Here is a 17,696-nt window from a genome sequence, read left to right as displayed (position 1 = left end):
GCCCGCAAGCGGGCTCCTACAACCTGAGCGAAGGGCAAAAGCATCGCCCGCGAGCGGGCTCCTACCAGGGGGGGCGCGCTACTTCGGTGGCGGCGGCGCCAGCACCTCGCGGTTGCCGTTGTGCTGGGGCGCGCTGACCACGCCATCGGCTTCCATCTGCTCGATCAGCCGAGCGGCGCGGTTATAGCCGATGCGCAGATGGCGCTGCACGCCGGAGATGGACGCGCGCCGGGTCTGCGTGACGATGGCCACCGCCTTGTCGTACAGCTGGGTGTCGGCGTCGCCGCCCTCCTCCCCGTCCTGCGGCAGGCCGGACTCGTTGATGAACTTGCCGTCGGCGGTCGCCTGCACCTCTTCCAGCACGCCCTCGATGTATTGCGGCTCGCCCTGCGACTTCAGCCACGCCACCACCTGGTGCACCTCGTGGTCGTCGACGAAGGCGCCGTGCACGCGTTCCGGCGCCGCCGTGCCGGGCGGCAGGTAGAGCATGTCGCCGTGGCCGAGCAGCGCTTCCGCCCCAGACTGATCGAGAATCGTGCGCGAGTCGATCTTGCTCGACACCTGGAACGCGATGCGGGTCGGGATGTTGGCCTTGATCAGGCCGGTGATCACGTCCACCGACGGACGCTGCGTGGCCAGCACCAGGTGCACGCCGGCGGCGCGGGCCTTCTGCGCCAGACGGGCGATCAGCTCCTCCACCTTCTTGCCGACGATCATCATCATGTCGGCGAACTCGTCGATGATCACGACGATGTACGGCAGCGGCTCCAGCGGTTCGGCCGCCAGGTTGGGCATCTCCGGGTTCGGGCGGAACAACGGGTCCAGCAGCGGCTGACCGGCCTTGTCGGCCTCGGTCACCTTCTTGTTGAAGCCGGCCAGGTTGCGCACGCCGACCGCGGCCATCAGCTTGTAGCGGCGCTCCATCTCGGCCACGCACCAGCGCAGCGCGTTGGCGGCCTCCTTCATGTCGGTGACCACCGGCGCCAGCAGGTGCGGGATGCCCTCGTAGACGCTGAGCTCCAGCATCTTCGGGTCGATCATGATCATCCGTACGTCTTTCGGGCTGGCCTTGTACAGCAGGCTCAGCACCATCGCGTTGACCGCCACCGACTTGCCCGAGCCGGTGGTACCGGCCACCAGCAGGTGCGGCATCTTGGCGAGATCCGCCACGGTCGGGCGACCGCCGATGTCCTTGCCCAGCGCCAGCGTGAGCGGCGACTTCATCGCGTCGTACTTGTCTGAACGCAGGATCTCGGACAGGTAGACGGTCTGCTTCTTGGCGTTGGGGATCTCCAGGCCGATCACGTTCTTGCCGGGGATCACGTCGACCACGCGCACGCTGACCACCGACAGGCCGCGCGCGATGTCCTTGTCCAGGCTGGATACCTGCGAGCCGCGCACGCCGGCGGCCGGCTCCAGCTCGAAGCGGGTGATCACCGGGCCGGGGTACACGCCGACCACCTTGGCCTCGATGCGGAAATCCTTGAGCTTGAGCTCGACCTGGCGCGAGAGCACCTCGAGCGTCTCTTCCGAATAGCCCGGCCCCTGCGGCGGCGCCTCGTCGAGCAGCGACAGCGGCGGCAACTCGCCCGGCTGGGCGGCACCGACGAACAGCGGGATCTGGGTTTCCTGGCGGGCGCGGTCGCTCTTGGCCACCGGGGTCGGCGGTGCCTCGATGCGCACCGGTTCGCGTTTGGCCTGCTTGACCGCCTCGGTCTTCTTCACTGCCTCGCGCTCGACCCGGGCCTGGCGCGCGGCCATCACCTCCGGCGCCTTGCGCATCTTGCCGCCCAGCCATCCGGCCACGCGCAAGGTGGCCTGGCCGGTCCAGTCCATCAGGCGAAACCAGGACAGTCCCGTCGCCAAGGTCACCGCGACCAGGAACAGCGCCAGCAGCAGCAGCGGCGCACCGGTGGAACCGAGCGCCCCGAGCAGCGCGTTGCCCAGCCACTGACCGGTAATCCCGCCCACGCCCTGCGGCGTCACCGTATCCGGCCGGCTGGTGTTGATCGCGAACAGCGCCGGCAGGGTGATGAAGAAGAACACGAAGCCGATCAGCCGCAGCGACGGCTCCCACGGATGCACGTTGCGCTCGCCGCGGTGGCGCAGCACCTGCACGCCGAGAATCAGCAGCAGCAACGGAAACGCGTACGAGACCAGGCCGAAGATGTAGCGCAGCAGATTGGCGATGTTGGCGCCAATGGCGCCGCCGAAATTGCGCGCGTGATCGAGCGTGCCGACATGCCCCCAGCTCGGGTCCTGCTCGTTGTAACTGAACAGGCAGACCAGCAGGTACAGCGCCAACGGCAGCAGCAACAGGGCGCCGGCCTCACGCAGGCGACGCTTGAGCTCGTCGCTGAGGGCCGGCGGGGGATTCTTGGCTTTCTTGACGTTCGCGCTACGCGCCACCGGGTCGTGCTTCCTTGGGAATGACTCCGCCCAAGTCTACACAGCCAGCCGCGTCTGGAGGAGCGTGCGAGGGCGCGACTGCGCCGCAGAACACACGAACCAAACGTAGGAGCCCGCTCTCGGGCGGGCTCCTACAGGGGGGGCATCAAGCTGGGAGGCAGCGCCCGCGTGCGGGCGCTGTCGGCAGGCTTACTGCAGGGCTGGGTGCACCAGCTTGCCGCCGTCGACGTTGATGCCGGCCTTCAGCGGAGCGAAGTCGCGCCACTCGTTGCCGCCGGCCAGGCGCTGCACGTACGGCAGGATCGCCGCGGAAATCGCCAGCGACGAGGTCTGCGGCACGGCGCCGGGCATGTTGGTGACGCAGAAGTGCGTCACGCCGTGCACGTCGTAGGTCGGCTCCTTCCAGGTGGTCGGGCGCGAGGTCTCGAAGCAGCCGCCCTGGTCGATCGAGATGTCGACCAGCACCGAGCCCTTCTCCATGGTCTTGACCATGTCCTCGGTGACCACACGCGGCGCCTTGGCGCTGGGGATCAGCACCGCGCCGACCACCAGGTCGGCATCGCGCACTTCCTCGGCCACCGACGACTCGTAGGCGTACAGCGCGGTGACGTTGGCGCCCAGGTCCATCATCTCGGCCAGGCGATCCTGGCGCTTGTCGAACACCACCACGCGGGCGCCGGCGGCTGCGGCCAGCGAGGCGGCGGCCTTGCCCGCGGCACCGCCGCCGAGCACCACCACCTTGCCGCGCGAGGTCGTAGCCATGCCGCCCAGCAGCTTGCCCTTGCCGCCCTGCGGACGATGCAGCAGCGTGGTGCCGATCTGGGTAGCGATGCGACCGGCGATCACCGACATCGGCAGCAGCAGCGGCAGGCCGCCGTTCTCTTCCACCGACTCGAACGCCACGCCGGTCAGGCCGATGTCCAGCAGGCTCTTGGTGAGTTCCGGCTCGGCGGCCAGGTGCAGGTAGCAGAACAGCAGATGATGCTTCTTCAGCAGGGCCAGGTCGCCGGCGATCGGCTCTTTCACCTTGACGATCAACTCGCCCTTCTCATAGACCGCGGCCGCATCGGGCACCACGGTGACGCCCTCGCGGGTGTAGGCCTCATCGGCGAAGCCGCTCTTCTCGCCGGCGCCCGCCTGGATGAATACCTCGTGGCCGCGGCGCACCAGATCGGCGGCAGCGGCGGGAACCAGGGCAACGCGACCTTCGAGGGTCTTGGTTTCGGAAGGAATACCGATACGCATGGGGGAGCAGTCCTGTGGAGTTCGTGGCGTCGGCGCCAAGCGGTGCCGGCGTGGGTTGGGAAAGCGGACATGCGGAACGCTTGAATCGGGCCGAGGGGTTCCCCATCCTTGCGGACTTCGGAGCGCCTTCCCCGCCCTGACCATCGGTGCTCAACGCACCGCTGGCGAGCGAGCCGAAAGCGATCAAAGCTGTTCAGCAAACCCAAGGATTATCACATGTCCGCAACGCCCAAGCACAGCCGCCTGCTGATCCTCGGCTCCGGCCCCGCCGGCTACACCGCCGCCGTGTACGCCGCCCGCGCCAACCTCAAGCCGACCCTGATCACCGGCCTGCAGCAGGGCGGCCAGCTGATGACCACCACCGAGGTGGACAACTGGCCCGGCGACGTGGAAGGCCTGCAGGGCCCCATGCTGATGCAGCGCATGGCCGAGCACGCCGAGCGCTTCCACACCGAGATGGTGTTCGACCACATTCACCAGGTGGATCTGTCCAAGCGCCCGTTCACCCTCAAGGGCGACTCGGGCGAGTACACCGCCGACGCGCTGGTCATCGCTACCGGCGCCACCGCCAAGTACCTGGGCATCGCCTCGGAAGAGAAGTTCAAGGGCAAGGGCGTGTCCGCCTGCGCCACCTGCGACGGCTTCTTCTTCCGCGAGCAGGACGTGGTGGTGGTCGGCGGAGGCAACACGGCCGTGGAAGAGGCGCTGTATCTCTCCAACATCGCCCGCAAGGTCTACCTGGTGCACCGTCGCGACACGCTGCGCGCCGAGAAGATCATGCAGGACAAGCTGTTCGCCAAGGCCGAGGCCGGCAAGATCGAGCTGGTGTGGAACCACACCATCGACGAAGTGCTGGGCGACGACTCCGGCGTCACCGGCGTGCGGGTGAAGGCGGTCGACGGCGAGGCCACGCGCGACATCGAAGCCACCGGCTTCTTCGTGGCGATCGGCCACACGCCGAACACCGGCATCTTCCAGGGCCAGCTGGACATGCACGACGGCTACATCAAGACCCACAGCGGCCAGAACGGCATGGCCACGATGACCTCGGTGCCGGGCGTGTTCGCCGCCGGCGACGTGGCCGACCACGTCTACCGCCAGGCGATCACCTCGGCGGGCTTCGGCTGCATGGCCGCGCTGGACGCCGAACGCTGGCTCGAACAGCAGGCGGTTGCCGGTTGATGCATCGATGGCGGCGATGACGACCGGTCGACGCCAGGCCGGTATCGTGGTCGCCGCCTGATCCGCCTTTTCGAGGAATGCCCATGCCGGCCCTGAGCGCCCGCCTGCGACTGGTGCTGCTGCGGATGACCCGCCGGCTCTGGTTCCGTGCCGCGCTCTACGCGCTGGTCGGCGTCACTACCGCCCTGCTCGGCACCGTCCTGCGCCCGTGGTTGCCGGAGGGCATGGCGGCACGCATCGGCGCCTCCGCGGTGGGCAACATCCTCGGCATCCTCGCCTCGAGCATGCTGGCGGTGACCACCTTCTCGCTGTCCACCATGGTGGCTGCCTACAGCACCGCCGGCAGCAGCGCCACGCCGCGCGCCGCGATCCTGCTGGTGGAGGACTCCATCGCCCAGCGTGCGCTGGCCACCTTCATCGGCGTATTCCTGTTCAGCGTGGTCGGCCTGATCGCGCTCAGCACCGGCATCTACGGCGACAGCGGCCGGGTGGTGCTGTTCGGCGTGACGATCGTGATGATCGTGGTCATCGTGGTGACCCTGCTGCGCTGGATCGAGCAGCTCTCGAAGCTGGGACGGGTAGCCGAGACCATCGACCGCGTCGAGCGTGCCGCGCGGCACGCGCTGCTCAAGCGCGCCGCAGCACCCCACTTGTCCGCCGCCGACTGGGAACCGCCTCCCGCGGACGCCTTCGTGCTGCATGGCGGACAGGTGGGTTACGTCGCCCACGTCGACCTGGCGACGCTGCAATCGCTGGCCGAGGAGCATGGATTGACGGTGTGGGTGGAGGCCGTGGCCGGCCACTTCGCCACGCCCGAAGCGCCGCTCGCGCGCCTGTCTCCGCGACCGGAACCCGGCGTGCATGAGCAGTTTCTCGATGCCTTCGTGATCACCGACCAGCGCGACTTCGAACAGGATCCGCGCTTTGGCCTGGTGGTGCTGACCGAGGTCGCGCAGCGGGCGCTCTCGCCGGCGGTGAACGATCCGGGCACCGCGATCGACGTACTCGGCACCGTGACCCGCCTGCTGTGCGACTGGGCGGCAGCGGCGCGCCACGCCGCCGGGGACGGCCATCGGCCGCGGCCCACCCCACGCCATCCGCGGGTGAGGCTGCGCGCGCTCGATCCACGCGAGCTTCTCGAAGACGTCTTCACGCCGCTGGCGCGCGACAGCGCCGGCATGCTGGAAGTCGCCATCCGTCTGCACAAGTCGCTGGCAACGCTGGCCGCACTGGGCAACCCGTCCCTGCGCGATGCCGCGCGTGCCCAGGCCGCGCGCGCGCTGCAGCTCGCCGACGCGAGACTCGTGCTGGCAGAAGACCGGGACCGGCTGCACGAAATCGCCGCCTGGCGAAACCTGACATGAGCGAACCGGCCACTGCACTGCAACCGCGATTCCACGCACGGATCGACGAGATTCCGGCCGCGGACTGGGACGCACTGCGACCGGACGGCAGTCCCTTCCTCTCGCATGCCTTCCTGCACGCCCTGGAGCGCACCGGCTGCATCCGCGAGGACTGGGGCTGGGCGCCGCATCATCTGGGGCTCTACGACGGCGATCGGCTGGTCGCCGTGGCGCCGCTGTATCTGAAAGGCAACTCGCACGGGGAGTTCGTTTTCGACTGGAGCTGGGCCAGCGCGTGGGAACGTGCCGGCGGCGAGTACTACCCGAAGCTGCTCAACGCCGTGCCCTACTCGCCGGTCTCCGGTGCGCGCCTGCTGGCCAGACGCGATGCACGGTCGCCGGCGCTGCGCCGGGCGCTGGTCACCGCGATGCGCGGCGAGGTCGACCGGCTGGGGCTGTCATCGCTGCACGCGAACTTCCTTGCGGAAGAGGACCTGCCCGCCTTCGACGACGCATGGCTGGCGCGCACCGACGTGCAGTTCCACTGGCACAACCACGGCTACGTCGACTTCGATGCCTTCCTCGCCTCGCTCAACCACAAGAAGCGCAAGAACATCCGCCAGGAGCGTGCCCAGGTGGCGCGCAGCGGCCTGCGCATCGAGCGCCGCGGCGGCGCCGGCCTATCGCCGGACGACTGGCGGCGCGTCCACGCGCTTTACGAGGCCACGTTCGACGCCAAGGGCAACCATGCCGCGCTCACCCGCGCCTTCTTCCTTGCGCTGGGCCAGACTCTCGGCGACGCGGTGCAACTCGCACTGGCATATGACGGGGAGCGGATCGTCGCCATGGCCTTGCTGATCCAGAGCCAGAGCACGCTCTACGGTCGCTACTGGGGCAGCGCGGTGGACGTGCCGGGCCTGCATTTCGAGCTCTGCTACTACCAGGGCATCGAACACGCGATCGCGCGGGGCCTGACCTGCTTCGAACCCGGTGCCCAGGGTGAGCACAAGCTGGCGCGCGGCTTCCTGCCGACCTTCACCCACTCCCGCCACTACCTGGCGCATCCGCAGTTCCGTCGCGCGGTGCACGACGCGCTGGTGCACGAGGCTGCCTCGGTGCGGGCCTACGCGGAGGAACTGCGCGCACACAGCCCCTACGCCCGCGATCGCGCCCCGGAGCCCGGCGCATGATCCGCCTGCCGCTGCTCGACCATTGGCCACCGCAACGCTTCCCCGACCCGTCGCAGGCGCTGGCCGATCCGCCGGGCCTGCTCGCGTTTGGTGGCGACCTCTCGCCGGAGCGCCTGCGGGCGGCCTATGCACAGGGTGTCTTTCCCTGGTTCAACGAGGGCGAACCGATCCTGTGGTGGTCGCCCGACCCGCGCTGCGTGTTCCGCACCGAGCGCCTGCGCCAGCCGAACCGGTCGTTGCGCCGCCTGCTGCTGCGCTGCGGCTGGCATGTCACCGTCGACCGGGATTTCGCCGGCGTGATGCAGTGCTGCGCCGCCCCACGCAACGGACAACCCGGCACCTGGATCAGCGATGAGATGATCCAAGCCTACGCGACCCTGCACGCGCGCGGCGACGCGCACAGCGTGGAGGTGTGGGACGGCGACCGTCTGGTCGGCGGCATCTACGGCGTGGCCTCGGGACGCCTGTTCAGCGGCGAATCGATGTTCAGCCGCCAGAGCGGCGGCTCGAAGGTCGCGCTGCTGGCGCTGGCGCGACTGCTGCACGCATGGGGTTGTCCCCTGCTCGATGCCCAGGTCAGCAACCCGCACCTGCTCGGCCTGGGGGCGGAGGAAATGCCGCGGGTGGAGTTCATCGCAGCGCTGCACCAGCTCGTGCTGCAGCGGATGGATCCTGCGGCGTGGCGCGAAGTCAGTCCGTTGACGGCGACCGAGCTGGCGCGGCTCAGCCCGGCACTTGCAGGGTGAACAGGATCGAGGCCGGTCGTCCGGTTTCCGGATCCGGCGGTTCGGCCACGTCGCAGAGCGCCAGGCCCGCCCGGCGAAAGCTTCGCTGCCAGCCGGCCAGGGTGCGGAAGTACCACGGCGCCGCCTCGCCGAAGCCCTCGCCGCAGCCGGCCCACGAGCCCTCGCGCCAGCCGTCGCGGTACGGCGCCTCGCCGCTGGCGCTCCACGGGTGCAGGGTCTGGATCACCAGCGCACCGCCTGGCTCCAGCAGGGCCGGCATGCCGCCCAGCAGCGCGTCTACCGAAGCGTCGCCCAGCAGCGAGAAATTGCAGACCACCAGGTCGGCCCGCTCACCCAGTCCGCCGGCCGCGACGGCGGCATAGTCCATCACGCGGTAGCGCCCGGCTCCGGCCGCGCTTGCGGCGTCGACCAGCGCCGGCACGGCATCGACGCCGAGCACGTCGATCCCCTGCCCGGCCAGCGCGCGACTCAGCCAGCCTTCGCCACAGCCCAGGTCGATCACGCTGCGGGGCGCGCGGGCATGCACCGCGGCCATCACGGCCGCATCGGTGACCCTACGCCGGCTGGCGATGCGACCTTCTCGGACCGCCCGCGACCACGGCGCGGCGCTGTCGTGCCAGACGCGCAGGATGGCCTCCTCCGCGTCCATCGTCCGCTCAGGCCTCGCGGCTGGCGTAGTGGGTTTCGACGTAGTCGTCGAGGATGCCGATGAACTCGCGGGCGATGTTGTCGCCGCGCAGGGTCGTCGCCTTTTCGCCGTCGATGAACACCGGCGCGGCCGGTGCCTCGCCGTTGCCGGGCAGCGAGATACCGAGGTTGGCGTGCTTGGATTCGCCCGGCCCGTTCACCACGCAGCCCATCACCGCCAGGGTGAGGTTCTCCACGCCGTCGTATTTCACGCGCCACAGCGGCATCTGCTCGCGCACATGCGCCTGCACGGTCTTGGCCAGCTCCTGGAAGAACTCGCTGGTGGTGCGGCCGCAGCCCGGGCAGGCGGTGACCAGCGGCGTGAACGCACGCAGCCCCATGGTCTGCAGCAGTTCCTGCGCCACGATCACCTCGCCGGTGCGCGCGCCGCCGGGCTCCGGCGTGAGCGAGATGCGGATGGTGTCACCGATGCCTTCCTGCAGCAGCACGGCGAGCGCCGCGGCCGAGGCGGTGATGCCCTTCGAACCCATGCCCGCTTCGGTCAGCCCCAGGTGCAGCGCGTAGTTGCCGCGCGCAGCGAGGTCGCGGTACACGGCGATCAGTTCCTGCACGCCGGAGACCTTGGCCGACAGGATGATGCGCTCGCGCGGCAGGCCGATCTTCTCGGCCAGCGCGGCCGAGTCCAGCGCCGAGCGGATCAGCGCCTCGCGCGCCACGTGGGCGGCGTCCCACGGCTGCGCGCGCTGCGCGTTCTCGTCCATCAGCATGGCCACCATGGCCTGGTCCAGCGAGCCCCAGTTGGCGCCGATGCGCACCGGCTTGCCGTACTCGATGGCCTTCTCGATGATCGCGCCGAACTGCGCGTCCTTCTTCTTGCCGAAGCCGACGTTGCCCGGGTTGATGCGGTACTTCGCCAGCGCCTCGGCGCAGGCCGGTTCGGCCTCCAGCAGCTGGTGGCCGTTGTAGTGGAAGTCGCCGATGATCGGCACCTCCACGCCCATCATCTGCAGCCGCTCGACGATGCGCGGCACCGCCGCGGCGGCGGCCGGCGTGTTGACCGTGATGCGCACCAGTTCGGAGCCGGCGCGGGCCAGCTCGGCGATCTGCTTGGCGGTGCTGGCGGCATCCTCGGTGTCGGTGTTGGTCATCGACTGCACGACGATCGGCGCGCCGCCACCGACGGTGACCTTGCCGATCTGCACGCCGACGCTGGGACGGCGCGGTTCGGCTTCGGCGGGACGCGGGGCGGGCTGGAAAGATTCGCTCATGGGGACGGCTTGGGCACGTGGCCGCGAGGGCGCGGCGGAAGCGACCAAGGATACCCGATGCGCCCGCGCGGACCCCAGCAGGATCAGCGCGTGGCTTGCCGCAACGCGGCCTGCAGCAGGCGACGCTGAACGCGATCGGCCAGCGTCGCCGCCTGCCCGAAGCCCATCCGCGCCAGCGCCTCGGCCTCGCCATCGACAGCCGCTCCCGGCCGCAGCCAGGCGCGCGCGATGGCCAGCCGCCCGCGCCAGGTCCGGCTGCCCCGTTGCAGCCAACCCAGCGCCGGCAACAGGCGCTGTTCCACCTCGGTGAAGTCGCTGCCGAACGGAAAGGTCGGCGCCAGGCCCCTGGCCTTGAGCGGGGCCAGGGCCTCGGCCAGCGCCTCGGGGCGATGGCGCCGCCAGGCGTCTGGAATCGCGAACTCCGCGCGCAGCTTGCCGTGGGCCTTGGCCTCGGCGGCCAGCGCGTCGACGAAACGGGCATCGCACACCGAAAGCATGGCCTCGATGCACTCTTCGTCGGTCTTGCCGCGCAGGTCGGCAACACCGTATTCGGTGACGAACAGGTCGCGAAGATGCCGCGGAATCGTGGTGTTGCCGTAGTTGAAGCGGATATTGGTCTCGACTCCGTGCGGCCCGTCGCGGGTGGCCCGCAGCAGCAGGATCGAGCGCCCGTCCGCCAGCTCGTGCGCCATCGCCACGAAGTTGTACTGGCCGCCCACGCCGCTGACCACGTGGCCGTCCTCCAGCCCGTCGGACACGGCCGCCCCGGTGAGCGTGGCCATCATGCAGGTGTTGAAGAAGCGCGCGCCGCGTCGCTGCAGCGCAGCCAGTACCTGATGGTCGCCGTAGAGCTGGTTGACGTTGGACACGCGGCACATGTCGATCGCATCGGGATCGGCCGCCTCGGTCTCGTCCAGCCAGCGATACAGCTCGCGCGAGCCGAGGAAGAACGCGCCGCGCAGGTAATGCCCGCCCGGAGCATCGCCCGGCAAGCGACCTGCCACCGCGGCACGCTCCAGTGCCAGGTTGTCCCACGAACGACGCTTCAGGACGCCGCCGCGCTGCAGGTGCATGAAGCCATCCATCACCATCTCGCTGGCGCCGTAGAGGCCCTGCCGGAACGGCTCCATGCCACCGAGCTGCAGCGCCAGCGTATGGCTGACGTAGCCGGTATCAAGCGCCTCGAGCGCGGCGCGCCATGCCAGATTGTGGCGCTGGCGCAGCAGCAGCGCATGCACCAGCGCGTCGGACAGCGCGCCGATGCCGATCTGCAGGCAGCCACCGTCCTTGACCAGCGCGCTGGCATGCAGCCCCAACGCGTACTCGGCCACCGACACCGGCTGTCGCGGCAGCGCGAACAGCGGCGGTGCATGCCGTGGCGCCAGTTCGATGTCGAAGTAGTCCTGCGGCACCTCGGCATGGCCGGACAGGTACGGCAGGTCCGGATGGACCACCGCCACGCACAGCGGCCGCGGCTTGCCGGAAGCCACCGCACGCTCGAGGAAATCCAGCGTGAGGTCGGGGTTGCACGACAGGCTGTAGCGCACGCCGTCGGGTGTCTCGCGACGCGCTACCAGTTGCACCAGCAGGTTGATGTCCTGCACGGCCAGGTCGCGCGCCACGTGGGTGTAGTTCTGGCTGATGTAGCTGCGCTGGGCGCTACCCGATTGCAGCATGACGCCCGACTGCACATAGAACTCGTGCACCGCCACGTTCGCAGGCAGCGCGTCGCGCGTCTGGTCCAGCGCGTACTCCGGGTCGACGCAGTCCTCGCCGAAATGGCGGGCCAGGAACGGCACGAGAAAGCGCGCCTCCAGACCGGGCCTGGGCCGCGGGCGAGTCAACGACAGCGCCGTATAGAGAGTGAGTGAGCGCGCCGGCTGCGCCTTGATCAGCGCGTAGATCGCATTGAGCAGGCCGTGCGGCTTGCCCAGACCCAGCGGCGCCGCCACGCGCAGGTCGGGACCGAGCCGGTCGGCAATCACCTGGGCACAGGCGGCAGTGTCCGTGAAGCGTTGCTGGAGGGGCATGGCCGGATCATGCCAGAAGCCCCAATTGCGGAGCATGCCCTAGACTGCCTGCATGGCTTCCTCCCCGTTCGAAACTACCCGCCCCGACCGTCTGCTGGCCGCGCAGGCATTGAGCCGAGCCGCCGGTGCGCCGCTGGTGGCAGGCAATGCCGTGGAGCTGCTGATCGACGCGGCGGTGCATTACCAGCGCTGGCTGGCCGCGATCCGCCAGGCACGCTCGCGGGTGCTGCTGGAGAACTACATCATCCGCGACGACGCGATCGGCCGTGCGTTCCGCGATGCGCTGGTCGAGCGGGCGCTCTCGGGCGTGTTCGTCGCGGTGTTGTACGACTGGGTCGGCTGCCTCAACCAGTCCGGCCCGGCGTTCTGGAAACCGCTGCGCGAGGCCGGCGGCCAGGTGCGCACCTACAACCCGCCCCAGTTGGGCAAGCCGTTCGGCTGGATCAGCCGCGACCACCGCAAGGTGCTGGTGGTCGACGGCGAACTGGGCTTCCTGTCTGGCGTATGCATCAGCGAGAAATGGCTGGGCGACGCCGCCCGCGGCGTGGCGCCCTGGCGCGACACCGGCGTCTCGCTGCGCGGACCGGCGGTGGCCGAGGTGGAAGCCGCCTTCACCCGCAGCTGGTCCAGCACGGGCGGCACCTTGCCGGTGTGGGCACCCGCAGCCACCGAGGCTGCAGGTGGGGTAGCGCTGCGTGTAATCGCCACCGAGCCGTCCACCGCCGGGCTGTACCGGCTGGACCAGCAGATCGCCGCGATGGCCCGCCGCACGCTGTGGCTGACCGACGCCTACTTCGTCGGCGTGGCGCCCTACGTGCAGGCGCTCGCCGCCGCCGCACGCGATGGCGTGGACGTGCGCCTGCTGGTGCCGGGCAGCAGCGACATCCCGATGGTCGCTGGCTTGTCGCGCTCGGGCTATCGGCCGCTGCTGAAGGCCGGCGTGCGGGTGTTCGAGTGGAACGGCTCGATGATCCATGCCAAGACGGCGGTCGCCGACGGTCAATGGGCGCGGGTCGGCTCATCCAACCTCAACATCGCCAGTTGGCTGGGCAACCGCGAGATCGATGTCGCGGTGGAGGACGAGGGCTTCGCCGCCCAGCTCGCCGTGCAGTACGAGAAGGATCTGACCAATGCCACCGAGATCGTGCTCGCTCCGCGGCCGCGCCGGCGCGGTGAACGGGTGCAGCCGAGCGACGGGGCCCCGCCGCGCGCACGGCCGTCCCGTCCGCCGCGTGGCGGACGCGGCAGCTCCGGACGGGCCGCCGCCAGCGCCCTGCGCCTGGCCAACACGGTCGGTGCCGTGCTGACCGACCGTCGCGTGCTGGGCGATACCGATACCGGGCCGCTGCTCACCGGCACGGCGGTGCTGGCCGTCCTGGCGCTCGTCGGCGCCCTGTGGCCGGCCGTGCTGGCGTGGCCCCTGGCACTGCTGGCCGCGTGGTTCGCGCTGAACCTCGGTGTGCGGGCCTGGCGCAGTCGGCAAGCGCATCTGGCCCGGAACGCGTCGGAAATCGACGACTAGAAATTCCGCTTTTTCAATCTTATTCATTAAGTTATATCGCATGCCTGAGGACTGGCATGCATGACTGGCTGCAAGCACATGTCCTGCGTGACCTTCGTGCTAACCTGCGCCGCTCATGTCCACGTTCGATCCCTTCCCCGGAGGCCCGGCACCCGACGCCGACGCCCCGCGCCGCATCCTCACCCCCAGCACGTTGAACCGGCTGGTGCGCGGCCTGCTGGAGGACGCGCTGCCGATGGTGTGGATCGAGGGCGAGCTGTCGAACGTGGCGCGCCCCGCCTCCGGCCACCTGTATTTCACGTTGAAGGACGCCGGCGCCCAGGTGCGCTGCGCCATGTTCAAGATGAAAAGCAGCCGGCTCACCTTCAAGCCGGTGGACGGCATGCAGGTGCTGGTGCGCGCCAGGGTGGGCCTGTACGAACCCCGCGGCGAGTTCCAGCTGGTCGCCGAATCGATGGAGCCGGCCGGCGAAGGCGCCCTGCGCCGCGCGTTCGATGCGCTCAAGGCGAAGCTGGACGCCGAAGGCCTGTTCGATCCGGCCCGCAAGCGTCCGCTGCCCCGCTACATCCGCCGGCTCGGCGTGATCACCTCGGCCACCGGTGCGGCGATCCGCGATGTGCTCAGTGTGCTCGGCCGGCGCTGGCCGCTGGTCGAGGTCGACGTGCTGCCAGTGCCGGTGCAGGGCAAGGAAGCACCGCCGGCGATCGAGGCGATGCTGCGCAAGGCGTCCGCCAGCGGCCGCTATGACGCCCTGCTGCTGACCCGCGGCGGCGGCTCGCTGGAAGACCTCTGGGCGTTCAACGACGAGGCCGTCGCCCGCGCCGTGCATGCCAGCGCGGTGCCGGTGGTCAGCGCGGTGGGCCACGAGGTCGACTTCAGCATCGCGGACTTCGTCGCCGACCTGCGCGCCCCCACGCCGTCGGCCGCGGCCGAACTGCTGGTACCCGATACGGCGCAGATGGCGCGGCAGCTGCGCCTGCTCGAACAGCGCCTGGTCGCCGTCGAACGGCGCAAGCTGCAGACCCTCGACCAGCGCGTGGACCAGCTGTTCGCGCGCCTGCAGGCGCAGCGGCCGCAGGCGCGACTGGCCCGCGACCGCGAGCGGTTGACCAACCTGCACCGCCGCCTGCACGCGGCGCTGAGCGCTGGCAGCACGCGGCGCGAGCGCCGGCTGGAACAAGCGCTGGCGCGTCTGCTGGCCCAGCATCCGCGTCATCGCCTCGCCCTGCTCCGCCGCCGCCTCGACGAACTCGATCCGCGCCTGCGTCGCGCCCTCGCGCGCATGCTGGAGCGCAAGCGGCTCACCCTCGCCCAAGTTGCCCGCGCGCTGCATGCGGTCAGTCCGCTGGCCACGCTGGAGCGCGGCTACGCCATCGCCTTCGACGCCCGCGGCAAGGTGCTGCGCTCACCCGCCCAGGTCGAGCCCGGCGATGCGCTGCGCATCCGGCTGGCCGAGGGCGAACTCACCGCCCGCGCCGGCGACTGACCGGCGCATCCACGTCCGCACCACGCCGGACGCACGACACTGCAGGCTTCCCCACCGGTCCGCACCGGAGACCTCGATGCTCGCCAAGTCCTATCCCTACTACCTCGCCAACCGTCCGCAGACCTCGAAGCAGATGCTCGAGGTGCGCGACAAGTTCAGCGGCCGGCTCGCCACCCGCGTGGCGGTGCCCGACGCCCGCGCCACCGAGAAGGCGATCGCCGCCGCGGTGCAGGCCGCGCCGACGATGCGCGCGTTCAAACCGTGGCAGCGCCAGGCGGTGCTGCAGCACTGCGCCAAACGCTTCGAGGCGCGCCGGGACGAGCTCGCCCGCGCGCTGTGCATCGAGGCCGGCAAGCCGATCCACGATGCGGCTGGCGAGGTCACCCGGCTGATCGAGACGTTCCGCATCGCCGCCGAAGAAGCCGTGCGCATCGATGGCGAGACGCTCAACCTGGAGATCGCCGGCCGGCTCGACGGCTACCACGGCTACACGCGTCGCGTGCCGCTGGGGCCGGTGAGCTTCATCACCCCGTTCAACTTCCCGCTCAACCTGGTCGCGCACAAGGTCGCCCCGGCGATCGCAGCCGGCTGTCCGTTCGTGCTCAAGCCGTCGGAGAAGACCCCGATCGGCGCGCTGATCATCGGCGAGGTGCTGGCCGAGACCGACCTGCCGAAGGGAGCGTTCTCGATCCTGCCGCTGGACGGCACCCATGCCACGCCGCTGGTCGAGGACGAGCGCCTCAAGCTGCTTTCGTTCACCGGCGGCCAGATCGGCTGGGAACTGAAGGCCCGCGTCGGCCGCAAGAAGGTCACGCTGGAACTGGGCGGCAATGCCGCCTGCATCGTCGACGCCGACCAGGGCGACCGGCTTGATCACGTGGTCGAGCGACTGGTGTTCGGCGCGTTCTACCAGTCCGGCCAGAGCTGCATCAGCGTGCAGCGCATCTATGCCCACGTGGACGTGTGCGACGCGCTCAAGCGCAAGCTGGTCGCCGCGGTGAAGAAGCTCAAGGCCGGCGATCCGAAGAAGAAAGACGTGTTCCTCGGCCCGATGATCGACGAGGCCGCCGCCGAGCGCCTGCACGGCTGGATCGCCGAGGCCCGCCAGGCTGGGGCGAAGCTGCTGTGCGGCGGCAAGCGCGAAGGTGCGATGCTTCAGGCCACGCTGATGGAGGACGTGCCGCCCGAGGCGAAGGTCAACCGGCTGGAAGCCTTCGGCCCATTCGCCCTGCTCGCCCCGTTCCGCACGCTGGACGAGGCGGTGGCGCAGGTCAACGACTCGGACTTCGGCCTGCAGGCCGGTATCTTCACCAACCGCCTCGACCACGCCATGCGCGCCTGGGATGAGCTGGAGCAAGGCGGCGTGGTGGTCAACGACGTCCCCAGCTTCCGCGTCGACAACATGCCGTACGGCGGCGTGAAGCTCTCGGGCCTGGGCCGCGAAGGCGTGCGTTATGCCATCGAGGACATGACCGAGGTACGCCTGATGGTGATGCGCGAGGGCTGACGACGCCCCGTAGGAGCGCACCCTTTGCGCGACGGCGCGCGGCGCAAATCAGAGCGAGAGGCCGTCGCGCACAGGGTGCACTCCTGCGGGGTCGGTCAGGCCGATGCGGTCTGCTGCCCCAGGCTGCGGCGCAGTTGCTCGACGTCCCGCGATGGCGGCGCGCCGAACTGGCGGCTGTATTCGCGGCTGAACTGCGAGGGGCTTTCGTAACCCACGCGATGCGCCACCGAAGCCACGTCGCCGGCTTCGGACATCAGCAGGCGACGCGCCTCCTGCAGGCGTAGCTGCTTTTGGTACTGCAGCGGACTCATCGCGGTGACGGTGCGGAAATGGTGATGCAGCGACGAAGCGCTCATCGCCACCTCGGCGGCCAGGTCGCTGATGCGTAGTGGCTGGCGGTAATGCCGCCGCAACCAGTCGATCGCCCTGGCCACCTGCTGGCTGCGACTGCCGGCCACGGCGCGCTGGCGCAGGCGACTGCCCTGCGGGCCGATCAGCAGGCGATAGAGAATCTCGCGCTCGACCAGCGGGCCGAGTACGGCCATGTCGTCCGGTGTCTCGATCAGCCGCACCAGCCGCAGCACTGCATCGAGCATGCCGGGGTCCAGCGGACTGACTGCCAGGCCCAGCCCGGTCGCGCCGGGCAAGGCCGCCGGTGCCGAGGCCAGCAGCTCGCGCAGCAGATCCATGTCCAGGCACAGCTTGACGCACAGATATGGCCGCTCCGGACTGGCCTCGACCACCTGACAATGCGCCGGCAGGTCGAACGCGCTGAGCAGGTAGTTCGACTCGTCGTAGCGGTAGACCTCCCCGCCCAGGATCACCTGCTTGGCCCCCTGCGCCACCAGCACCAGCGCGGGGTCGTAAACCATTGACAGACGAGGCTCCGGCGCCTCGGCCCGGTAGAACGCCAGACGGGGATGCCAGCGTCCGCAGCCACCCTCCGGGCTGGCGTATCGTTCAACACGACTTGCCAATTCGCGGCGATCATGGGTAGCGCGCCCTGACGCCGCCAGGAGTGGATTGCTATTTTTCATGGAGCCCTGATCACCGACCGGAGTCGCCAGCTTGCCTATTCCTCCGCACCGATGCGAGTACCCGCAACACTCAGCCGGAGAAA

General features: G+C 69.7%; 13 protein-coding genes. 7 read left to right on the top strand and 6 right to left on the bottom strand.

Annotation, left to right across the window (positions count from 1 at the left end):
• Nucleotides 1–78: 78 nt before the first annotated feature.
• Nucleotides 79–2,409 (bottom strand): DNA translocase FtsK, encoded by a 2,331-nt coding sequence (locus tag NC595_RS13380; RefSeq protein WP_343214909.1) that lies wholly within the window; start codon nucleotides 2,407–2,409, stop codon nucleotides 79–81.
• Between the two features lie 189 nt (nucleotides 2,410–2,598).
• Nucleotides 2,599–3,654, bottom strand: a complete 1,056-nt coding sequence (ald, locus tag NC595_RS13370; RefSeq protein ID WP_253567215.1) for an alanine dehydrogenase — start codon at nucleotides 3,652–3,654, stop codon at nucleotides 2,599–2,601.
• A gap of 216 nt (nucleotides 3,655–3,870) precedes the next feature.
• Here ald and trxB point away from each other — a divergent pair, with 216 nt between their 5' ends.
• The 4 genes from trxB to aat all read left to right on the top strand — a co-directional run bounded on the left by trxB (nucleotide 3,871) and on the right by aat (nucleotide 8,115).
• Nucleotides 3,871–4,836, top strand: coding sequence for a thioredoxin-disulfide reductase (gene trxB, locus NC595_RS13365; protein WP_253567214.1), 966 nt, complete (start codon nucleotides 3,871–3,873; stop codon nucleotides 4,834–4,836).
• Nucleotides 4,837–4,919: 83 nt separating this feature from the next.
• The gene (locus NC595_RS13360; protein WP_253567213.1) at nucleotides 4,920–6,200 is read left to right on the top strand and encodes a DUF2254 domain-containing protein; all 1,281 of its coding nucleotides are present in this window, start codon (nucleotides 4,920–4,922) and stop codon (nucleotides 6,198–6,200) included.
• Nucleotides 6,197–7,369: a GNAT family N-acetyltransferase gene (locus NC595_RS13355; protein ID WP_253567211.1), complete on the top strand. Its 1,173-nt coding sequence runs from the start codon at nucleotides 6,197–6,199 to the stop codon at nucleotides 7,367–7,369. Before NC595_RS13360 ends, NC595_RS13355 begins: the two co-directional genes overlap by 4 nt.
• Nucleotides 7,366–8,115 carry a leucyl/phenylalanyl-tRNA--protein transferase gene (gene aat / locus NC595_RS13350; RefSeq protein WP_253567209.1) on the top strand — a complete coding sequence of 250 codons (750 nt, stop codon included), beginning with the start codon at nucleotides 7,366–7,368 and terminating at the stop codon, nucleotides 8,113–8,115. Before NC595_RS13355 ends, aat begins: the two co-directional genes overlap by 4 nt.
• On the opposite strand, the gene NC595_RS13345 is transcribed toward aat, so the two are convergent.
• The 3 genes from NC595_RS13345 to NC595_RS13335 form a co-directional block, all read right to left on the bottom strand.
• A complete protein-coding gene (locus NC595_RS13345) occupies nucleotides 8,093–8,764 on the bottom strand; it encodes a class I SAM-dependent methyltransferase (protein WP_253567208.1) in 672 nt (223 codons plus the stop codon). The two genes, aat and NC595_RS13345, sit on opposite strands and share 23 nt — an antisense overlap.
• Before the next feature lie 7 nt (nucleotides 8,765–8,771).
• Complete coding sequence (gene ispG / locus NC595_RS13340; RefSeq protein ID WP_253567207.1) at nucleotides 8,772–10,031, bottom strand: flavodoxin-dependent (E)-4-hydroxy-3-methylbut-2-enyl-diphosphate synthase; 1,260 nt, start codon at nucleotides 10,029–10,031, stop codon at nucleotides 8,772–8,774.
• A gap of 83 nt (nucleotides 10,032–10,114) precedes the next feature.
• Entirely contained in the window at nucleotides 10,115–12,061 is a 1,947-nt protein-coding gene (locus NC595_RS13335) for an acetyl-CoA hydrolase/transferase C-terminal domain-containing protein (RefSeq protein WP_253567205.1), read from the bottom strand.
• 52 nt (nucleotides 12,062–12,113) lie between these two features.
• On the opposite strand from NC595_RS13335, the gene NC595_RS13330 reads away from it, so the two are divergent.
• The 3 genes from NC595_RS13330 (at nucleotide 12,114) to NC595_RS13320 (ending at nucleotide 16,576) form a co-directional block, all read left to right on the top strand.
• A complete protein-coding gene (locus NC595_RS13330) occupies nucleotides 12,114–13,583 on the top strand; it encodes a phospholipase D-like domain-containing protein (RefSeq protein ID WP_253567203.1) in 1,470 nt (489 codons plus the stop codon).
• Nucleotides 13,584–13,698: 115 nt separating this feature from the next.
• The gene (gene xseA / locus NC595_RS13325; protein WP_253567202.1) at nucleotides 13,699–15,069 is read left to right on the top strand and encodes an exodeoxyribonuclease VII large subunit; all 1,371 of its coding nucleotides are present in this window, start codon (nucleotides 13,699–13,701) and stop codon (nucleotides 15,067–15,069) included.
• A 76-nt stretch (nucleotides 15,070–15,145) separates the two neighbouring features.
• The gene (locus NC595_RS13320; RefSeq protein ID WP_253567200.1) at nucleotides 15,146–16,576 is read left to right on the top strand and encodes an aldehyde dehydrogenase family protein; all 1,431 of its coding nucleotides are present in this window, start codon (nucleotides 15,146–15,148) and stop codon (nucleotides 16,574–16,576) included.
• Between the two features lie 95 nt (nucleotides 16,577–16,671).
• On the opposite strand, the gene NC595_RS13315 is transcribed toward NC595_RS13320, so the two are convergent.
• The gene (locus NC595_RS13315; RefSeq protein WP_253567198.1) at nucleotides 16,672–17,613 is read right to left on the bottom strand and encodes an AraC family transcriptional regulator; all 942 of its coding nucleotides are present in this window, start codon (nucleotides 17,611–17,613) and stop codon (nucleotides 16,672–16,674) included.
• Nucleotides 17,614–17,696: the final 83 nt, after the last annotated feature.

Source organism: Dyella lutea (genome assembly GCF_024158035.1).
Classification (GTDB): domain Bacteria; phylum Pseudomonadota; class Gammaproteobacteria; order Xanthomonadales; family Rhodanobacteraceae; genus Dyella_A; species Dyella_A lutea.
Note: the sequence above shows the minus strand (reverse complement) of the source record. Positions and strands in the feature narration are given on the sequence as shown.

What these genes read in the sequence shown, in the direction of transcription:
- NC595_RS13335 (WP_253567205.1), bottom strand. Translation starts at nt 12,061, where the DNA reads ATGCCCCTCCAGCAACGCTTCACGGACACTGCCGCCTGTGCCCAGGTG.
- NC595_RS13360 (WP_253567213.1), top strand. Translation starts at nt 4,920, where the DNA reads ATGCCGGCCCTGAGCGCCCGCCTGCGACTGGTGCTGCTGCGGATGACC.
- NC595_RS13320 (WP_253567200.1), top strand. Translation starts at nt 15,146, where the DNA reads ATGCTCGCCAAGTCCTATCCCTACTACCTCGCCAACCGTCCGCAGACC.
- ispG (WP_253567207.1), bottom strand. Translation starts at nt 10,031, where the DNA reads ATGAGCGAATCTTTCCAGCCCGCCCCGCGTCCCGCCGAAGCCGAACCG.
- NC595_RS13355 (WP_253567211.1), top strand. Translation starts at nt 6,197, where the DNA reads ATGAGCGAACCGGCCACTGCACTGCAACCGCGATTCCACGCACGGATC.
- trxB (WP_253567214.1), top strand. Translation starts at nt 3,871, where the DNA reads ATGTCCGCAACGCCCAAGCACAGCCGCCTGCTGATCCTCGGCTCCGGC.
- ald (WP_253567215.1), bottom strand. Translation starts at nt 3,654, where the DNA reads ATGCGTATCGGTATTCCTTCCGAAACCAAGACCCTCGAAGGTCGCGTT.
- xseA (WP_253567202.1), top strand. Translation starts at nt 13,699, where the DNA reads ATGTCCACGTTCGATCCCTTCCCCGGAGGCCCGGCACCCGACGCCGAC.
- NC595_RS13345 (WP_253567208.1), bottom strand. Translation starts at nt 8,764, where the DNA reads ATGGACGCGGAGGAGGCCATCCTGCGCGTCTGGCACGACAGCGCCGCG.
- NC595_RS13330 (WP_253567203.1), top strand. Translation starts at nt 12,114, where the DNA reads ATGGCTTCCTCCCCGTTCGAAACTACCCGCCCCGACCGTCTGCTGGCC.
- aat (WP_253567209.1), top strand. Translation starts at nt 7,366, where the DNA reads ATGATCCGCCTGCCGCTGCTCGACCATTGGCCACCGCAACGCTTCCCC.
- NC595_RS13315 (WP_253567198.1), bottom strand. Translation starts at nt 17,613, where the DNA reads ATGAAAAATAGCAATCCACTCCTGGCGGCGTCAGGGCGCGCTACCCAT.